This window comes from Planomonospora algeriensis, assembly GCF_977012225.1.
In genome coordinates this window covers 1-6,722 of record NZ_CDRNDK010000352.1, presented here as the reverse complement: position 1 = coordinate 6,722, position 6,722 = coordinate 1, and the positions used below count along the sequence as shown (strand labels likewise).

Annotated in this window: 6 protein-coding genes; 3 read left to right on the top strand and 3 right to left on the bottom strand. The window is 69.7% G+C overall.

Annotated elements, in window-relative coordinates:
- Positions 1–88 precede the first annotated feature (88 nt).
- Entirely contained in the window at positions 89–1,648 is a 1,560-nt protein-coding gene (locus ACWJ6R_RS27140; protein ID WP_449064950.1) for an ABC transporter substrate-binding protein, read from the bottom strand.
- Positions 1,649–1,773: 125 nt separating this feature from the next.
- On the opposite strand from ACWJ6R_RS27140, the gene ACWJ6R_RS27135 reads away from it, so the two are divergent.
- The 3 genes from ACWJ6R_RS27135 to ACWJ6R_RS27125 all read left to right on the top strand — a co-directional run bounded on the left by ACWJ6R_RS27135 (position 1,774) and on the right by ACWJ6R_RS27125 (position 4,423).
- Positions 1,774–2,028, top strand: coding sequence for a Smr/MutS family protein (locus tag ACWJ6R_RS27135; protein ID WP_068894057.1), 255 nt, complete (start codon positions 1,774–1,776; stop codon positions 2,026–2,028).
- 997 nt (positions 2,029–3,025) lie between these two features.
- A complete protein-coding gene (locus ACWJ6R_RS27130; protein WP_449064949.1) occupies positions 3,026–3,421 on the top strand; it encodes a CPCC family cysteine-rich protein in 396 nt (131 codons plus the stop codon).
- A gap of 261 nt (positions 3,422–3,682) precedes the next feature.
- A complete protein-coding gene (locus ACWJ6R_RS27125; RefSeq protein ID WP_449064948.1) occupies positions 3,683–4,423 on the top strand; it encodes a hypothetical protein in 741 nt (246 codons plus the stop codon).
- A gap of 249 nt (positions 4,424–4,672) precedes the next feature.
- Here ACWJ6R_RS27125 and ACWJ6R_RS27120 read toward each other — a convergent pair whose 3' ends face one another.
- On the bottom strand, positions 4,673–5,326 hold the full coding sequence (locus ACWJ6R_RS27120) for a response regulator (RefSeq protein ID WP_449064947.1): 654 nt from the start codon (positions 5,324–5,326) through the stop codon (positions 4,673–4,675).
- Complete coding sequence (locus ACWJ6R_RS27115; RefSeq protein ID WP_449064946.1) at positions 5,323–6,444, bottom strand: sensor histidine kinase; 1,122 nt, start codon at positions 6,442–6,444, stop codon at positions 5,323–5,325. Before ACWJ6R_RS27115 ends, ACWJ6R_RS27120 begins: the two co-directional genes overlap by 4 nt.
- Between the last annotated feature and the right edge of the window lie 278 nt (positions 6,445–6,722).

Genomic DNA, 6,722 nt, shown 5'->3' with positions numbered 1-6,722 from the left:
GGGCCGGGGGGCGTGCCGGGAGTCCCGGGCCCGAGGCCCGGCCGGCCGTCTCCGCGCGGGAGCACGCCGCCGGTGTCCGGTGCGGGGCTCATGCGGCCGGCTTCCAGGTGTGGATGTCGCGGAACAGGCCGCCGGTGGCGTGCTCGTGGGCGTCCACGCCGGGCCGTACGCCCTCGTACGCGCCGCGGACGACGTAGACGTGTTTGAGGAAGACCAGGTAGGTCCAGACCTCCTCGTCGTGGACGATCTTCTGGAAGTCCCGGTAGGCCCGCTGCCGGACCGCCGGGTCCCCGGACCGGCGTCCGGTCTCCAGCAGCCTGTCCACCTCGGGGTCGTCGTAGCCGCCCGGGTTGAAGAAGCCCCGGCGCGCATACGAGCTGTGGAACAGCTCGTAGTTGACGTAGTCGGGGTCGTACGGGCTGCCGTATCCCATGATCAGGGCGTCGGTGGCCATGCGCGGCTCGATCGCGTCCCAGTCGAGCCCGGCGAGCCGGACGTCCACCCCGACCGCCTTGGCGTCGGAGGCCACGGCCAGCGCCAGCTCCTTGCGCAGGGAGTCGCCCGCCGGATACATCAGCGTGAACGCGGCGCGGACCCCGTCCTTGACCCGGACGCCGTCCTCGCCGGGGATCCAGCCGTCCTCCTGCAGGAGCCGGCGTGCGGCCTCGGGGTCGCCTGCCGGGGCGCCGGTCACCGCCGGGTTGTGCCAGGCGGTGTCGGGGGAGACGGGACCGAAGGCGGGGGCGCCCGCCCCGGCGAGGACGACGTCCACCATCGCCTGGCGGTCGACGGCCAGGCCGAGCGCGCGGCGGACCGTCCGGTCGCCGGTGACGGGTCGGCCGAGGGGGAACATGATGCCCCGGTAGTCGGCGCTGGGCACCTTGTGCACCGTGACGTCCGGCTGCCCCTCGAACCGGGCGGCGGCCTTGGGCGGCAGGATCACGGTGTCGAACTCCCCGGCGGACATCCGCGTCGCGCGGACGTTGTCGTCCTCGGCGAAGGCCAGCACCAGCCGGGCGAGGGCGGGCGGGCCCGCCCGGTAGTCCCGGTTCGCCTCCAGCACGATCTTGTCTCCGGGCGTCCTGGAGACGAACCGGTACGGTCCCGAGCCGACGGGCCGGTCGCCGGTCAGCGGATCGCCGGCGGGCACGATGCCCAGGGTGGCGCGCTGGGCCAGCGGAGCGTAGGGGTGGGCGAGAGTGAACACGACGGTCCGCGGGTCGGGGGCGTCCACCTTCTCGATCGCGGCGTAGTCGCCCCGGATCGGGGAGTCGTTGGCCTCGTCCAGCACGGCCTCGTAGGTGTATTCGACGTCGGCGCCGGTCACCGGCCTGCCGTCGTGGAACTTCAATCCGTCGCGCAGGGTGAAGGAGACGGTCAGGCCGTCGGCCGAGACGGTCGGCGGGGCGGCGGCGACCGCGGGGGTGAGGGACAGATCGGGCTCCCGGCTCATCAGTCCCTCGTAGATGAGGGAACCGCCGTCGGGGGCGTAGCCCATCACGGGACTGAGGGTGTCGAGCTCGGAGCCGAGGCCGATCACGAACGTGCCGTCGGCGGGCGCGGCCGGACCGGCGGAGGGGGCCGAGCAGGCGCAGGCCAGCAGACCGGACGTCACGAACAGGGCGGCCAGGCGCCGGGCCAGCCTCATGGATCCCTCCAGGGGTCGGTGGAGCGCCCCGACAGTAACCTTGTTGCGAATGACTTGCAACTGAGAGATGGATGCATGGGGTCGCCGCGCGTAGACTGGCCGGACGCGACGCCCGGGAGGCCCGTTTGAAGCTCAAGCTGGATCTGCACCCCATCTACAACAGGGGCGGGGAGATCGACAAAGCGCTGCGGGGGATCATCGACGAGGCCATCAGGAAGCGGGCGACCGAGGTCGAGATCATCCCCGGGAAGGGTTCGGGCCAGCTCAAGAAGAAGGTGCTGCGTTTCCTGGACCAGAAGGAGATCAAGGCGCTGTACCACCGCATCGACAAGGACGCCAAGAACCACGGCCGCCTGTTCGTCTACTTCCGGCACAAGTAGAGCCGTGACGCTCTGACCAGGGTGTACACCCGTGCTGATCTCGCCTAGGGCACATCGGGGGCACACGGCCCAGCGGTGAAGAAGGCGTCCATGGCTCGACGGGCACGGTCGGCCAGGCGGATTGGTCAGGTGACGGCGCATCCTCGGAAGATCTTCGAGAGCTGATCGTTTACCTTGGGGAATCCGTTAGGAGATGCGGCTGGATCGCTGAGCGGGGTGGCCTCGGATGATGCGTCCCCGGCACACAGATCACCGCAACCAGCCCAGCGCTTCGCTGGACATGGCCGTCGGTGCTCGTAGAGGTCTCGTTCTGACCAGGGGGCGGACGACCCGCTCGATGCGGCTCTCCGCCGTATGGCCCCATGTGGCGGGCGCGTTTCCGCCTTAGGGCAAAGTAGTTCTGTGATTCGTCGTCTCCTTCCCCTCGCGGTCCTCTGGCTCACTGTGTTGACCGGCTGTAGTTCACAGACTTCGCTCAGTCAGACTGCACTGGACCATGCTTTGGGCGAGGGCGTGGCACCGGATCTCATCTACGTGGTCGACCTGGCCGGATACGAGCTGGATGAGCAGGCCGTCGGCGGCATCCACGGGAGCTTCGTGGCCGTTTACAACGCGCCGGGCGGGCGGCATGCGGAGTTGACCATCGAGAGCGGAACGGTCGAGGACGCCCGCTGCGCCGGCCAAGGCCACCGAGCCGTTGGAGACGTCGGTGAGCTGCGAGCGCGACGAGGTGGGCTGGTATCGCACCGGCGGGGGGCGCCACGAGTACATGACGATTCGGGGTGATCACCTCATCCGGTTGGTCGGTGAGGTGGAGGATGTGGATCGGATGGCCTTGAAGGAGGCGGTGGCGGGCGCTCGGCGCATGATCGTAGACGGTTCCCCGACCCCGTAGGAACTGGTCCTCCGGATCCTGACCTATCCCGGACGGGGGCCACACGTCATGCGCGCAACCGAATGAGCACCACGTCCCCTAACGCTTTCCATATCTTGCCAAATGCCATTGAGCTGCGGAAACGCCTCTCCGGCGTCCTGGGGCCAAGAGGTCCGGGAAACGGCCCCAGGATTCGTGATCTTAGTGATTACGATGGCCGCCGTGGACCCTGAACTACGCAACAACCCAGTGCTTCGAGGTCCGGAGGATGGACCTTACGGCTGTCCATGCTGCGGGTACATGACCTTGGACGAGAGGGGCGGATTCGAGATCTGTCCGGTGTGCTTCTGGGAGGACGACGGCCAGGACGACCCCGACGCCGACGTCGTACCGGGTGGCCCGAACGGTCGCTTGAGCTTGACCCAGGCGCGCCGCAACTTCCTCTCATTCGGCGCGTGCGAGGAAGCCATGCGTAAACACGTCCGGCCGCCGCTTCCCGAGGAACAGCCACCCGCCTGAGGCCTGCTTCCGGGCGGTCCGAGGCACGATCCCAGTTCCGTTCTGGTTCCGTCCGACGCCGTGAAACGCCGGAAGTCGATGGAAGATACTGAGAGCTGTATTGCCTGGTCAGAACACCAATCGACATGATCGGCGCAGGTCGGAAACGGGCAGGCGGAAGTCCGAGCTCTACTGTGACATCTGAGTAGGGTGACCAGGAGGACGAGACGCCCCTGGCCACCGGCCGATGGCCTGGTGCCGTGGACGGACGAAGGCGGGTACTTGACCAGCAAAGAGATCTGCCGGTGTTTCGACCAGCACAGGATCCGCCGGCGACCACGCGTGGTGCGTTTCCACGCTGAACGTCAGGACACGGCCGCTGCCGCCTGGCACCGCTTGCTCGATCTCGTGGAAGAAGCGGCGGCCGACGGCCGGGAGGAGTTCCGGCCACTGGCCGAGCTCAGCCCGGACGAGCGACGCCAGATCATCACCCTGCCGCCGACCATTGCCAAGCTCGCCAAGGTCAAGCACTTGGTGCTCTACGGCAGCAACCTGGTGCGGATCCCGCCCGAGATCGGCGCGATGACCGGCCTGCGGGAGTTCACCCCCTATACCTCGCATCGCCTGCACTGGTTCCCCTACGAGCTGACCCGGTGCCGGCAGTTGAAGGCCAGCACGGTCAGCACCCGTTCGTTGTACGGCAACGTCAAGATCCGACCGCCGTTTCCTCAGCTCCAACCGAGCAGGGCATCGACCCACGACCTCGACATCAGCGATCTCGACCCCAAGATGTGGGGCATCGACGCGATCCGGGCGTGCAGCGTCTGTGACCGGGCGATCGCCGGGGCCGGGCTCCACCAGGTCTGGATCTCCTTGGGTGTCGGCACCGACGTGCTGCCGCTGCTGGTCAACGCCTGCTCGCCAGCCTGCATCGAGGCCCTTCCCGCTCCTGTGGAGGGTTACGCACCGACACTGCACACCGGTGGACCCGGTATCGCTCAACCGCGTGCCGACTACTCGTAACCGACTGGAGGTACTTCGAGGGGGCACATGATCGCGGGACGTCGTTCAGGCTCCATGTCCATCAAGGCACACGAACGCGAGAAACGCCCTCAAACAACGAGAACCAGCCCACAGTGAGAGTCCAGCTCAGAGTAGCCCTCGGGAAGTAATCCCAGGCAGGGCGCTGAGAGAGCTTATTTCCGGCACAAGTAGGGTCCCCGGTCGCGGTGGCGTCCGCCGTCGCCGTGCTCCGCCGGGGACCGGCGGAGGTCATCCCGCCGAGGGTCCCAGGTCGTGCCGGAAGGCGTAGGCGACGGCCTGGGCCCGGTCCCGCAGGCCCGCCTTGGCGAAGAGGTTATTGATGTGGGTCTTCACCGTCGCCTCGGAGATGAACAGCTCGCCCGCGATCTGGGCGTTGGAGCGCCCGGCCGCGATCAACCGCAGCACCTCGCCCTCCCTCGGGGTCAGCCCGTCCGGCAGCCGGGGGGCCCGGCGGGTGCCCACCGCGGCCTCCGCCAGCCGCTGCTGCACCTCCGGGGAGAACTGGGTCCGGCCCTCGGCCACCGCGGACAGCGCGAAGGCGAGCCCCTCGGCGTCGGTGTCCTTCGTCAGATAACCGCGGGCTCCGGCACGGATCGCGGCCAGGACCGACTCGTCGTCGGAGTAGGTCGTCAGGACGAGGACCTGGACCTCCGGGTAGGCGGCACGAATCCTCCGGGTGGCCTCCACCCCGTCCATCCGGGGCATGCGCAGGTCCATCAGGACCACGTCCGGCCGGATCTCCCCGGCGACCCCGACGGCCTCCTCGCCGTCGGCCGCCACACCCACCACCTGGACCTCGGGCAGCAGCCCGAGCAGCAGCACCAGTCCTTCCCGTACCACGGTCTGGTCGTCGGCGACCACCACCCGCACCCCGCCCGTCATGCCGACACCGGAATCCGCAGCAGCACCCCGAACCCGTCGCCGGAGGGTCCCGTCTTCAGTGATCCCCCGATCAGCTCGGCCCGCTCCCGCATGCCCATGAGCCCGTAGCCTCCGCCGGCCGGCGACAAGCCGCCCCGGGCTCCTCCGGTGTCGCGCACCTCCAGCTCGCACCAGTCGCCGCGGCGGCGCAGCGCCACCGAGACCGACGCGCCGGGCGCGTGCTTGCGCACGTTCGTCAGGGCCTCCTGCGCCGTCCGCGCCACGGCCAGCCGCGCCTGCGCCTCCAGCGGCTCCAGGTCCCCGGTGACCGACACCGCGCAGCCGGTGCCGGTCACCGACCGGAACTCGACCGCGAGCCGCTCCAGTCGTTCGGCCAGTGGCAGTTCCGGTCCGCGCAGCGCGTCGAGGGCCCGGCGGGTCTCCTCCAGGCCCGTCCGGGCGAGCCGTACGGCGCGGTTGACCCGGTCCAGCGCCTCCGCCGGGTCGCCCCCGCGCTCCAGCAGCAGCCGCGCGCCCTCCAGGTGCAGGATCTGCGCGGACTGCGAGTGCGCCAGCACGTCGTGGATCTCCCTGGCCAGCCTGGTCCGCTCGGCGAGTACGGCCTCACCCGCCCGTGCCTCGACCAGTTCCGCGGTCCGGAGGCGGGTGACCAGGAGCTGCCGCACCAGGAACACGAAGACCGCCGAGTAGGTCAGACCCAGCAGGTTCGCGATGACGGCCGGGGCCTGGATCCCGCCCAGGAGGGCGACGCCGGCGAAACCGGCCGCGTCCAGCAGCACCAGTGCCACGGCGGAGCGGATCCCGGTGCGGAACGGGGCGGCGTAGATCACGAAGTACAGGAACTCCATGCCCTCGTAGGGGGCGACCAGGTGGAGGCAGAGTCCGCCGAGCACGGACAGCGCGAGCAGCGCGGCGTTGCTCCTGCGCTCGTGCCCCCGCAGGAGCACCCACAGGCACGGCAGGCAGGCGAAGGCCGCGGCGGGGAGGGCCGCCGCGAAGCCCGCCCATCCCAGGCGCGCGGCGGCGTCCGCCACCGCGTCCACCGCGGTGAAGAGGAGGTAGGCCGCCAGTAGCAGGCTCGCGCCCCGGCGCACGGCAGGACTGGTGAGAAACGACACGGCGCCGAGACTATCCACGCCCGCGGGACCAGATCATCGACCCGGGGGTGGAGATCCCGTCTCCACCCCCGGGTCCGTGAACCTGCCCGGTCCGGTCCGCCATCGTCGAGGCCGTGCCGCGGCCGCGAGTCCGCCGCGGTGCGGGTCCGGGCCCGGTCGTCTCCGGCTCGGAACCCGTCCTCGACCGTGCTTCCCCTCCTCCCCGATCATCCGGGCATCACGAAAGGATGCTTCATGGCCACCTTGCTCTACCGGCTCGGCCGAGCCTCGTTCCGCCG

What these genes read in the sequence shown, in the direction of transcription:
- ACWJ6R_RS27140 (WP_449064950.1), bottom strand. Translation starts at nt 1,648, where the DNA reads ATGAGGCTGGCCCGGCGCCTGGCCGCCCTGTTCGTGACGTCCGGTCTG.
- ACWJ6R_RS27130 (WP_449064949.1), top strand. Translation starts at nt 3,026, where the DNA reads ATGCCATTGAGCTGCGGAAACGCCTCTCCGGCGTCCTGGGGCCAAGAG.
- ACWJ6R_RS27120 (WP_449064947.1), bottom strand. Translation starts at nt 5,326, where the DNA reads ATGACGGGCGGGGTGCGGGTGGTGGTCGCCGACGACCAGACCGTGGTA.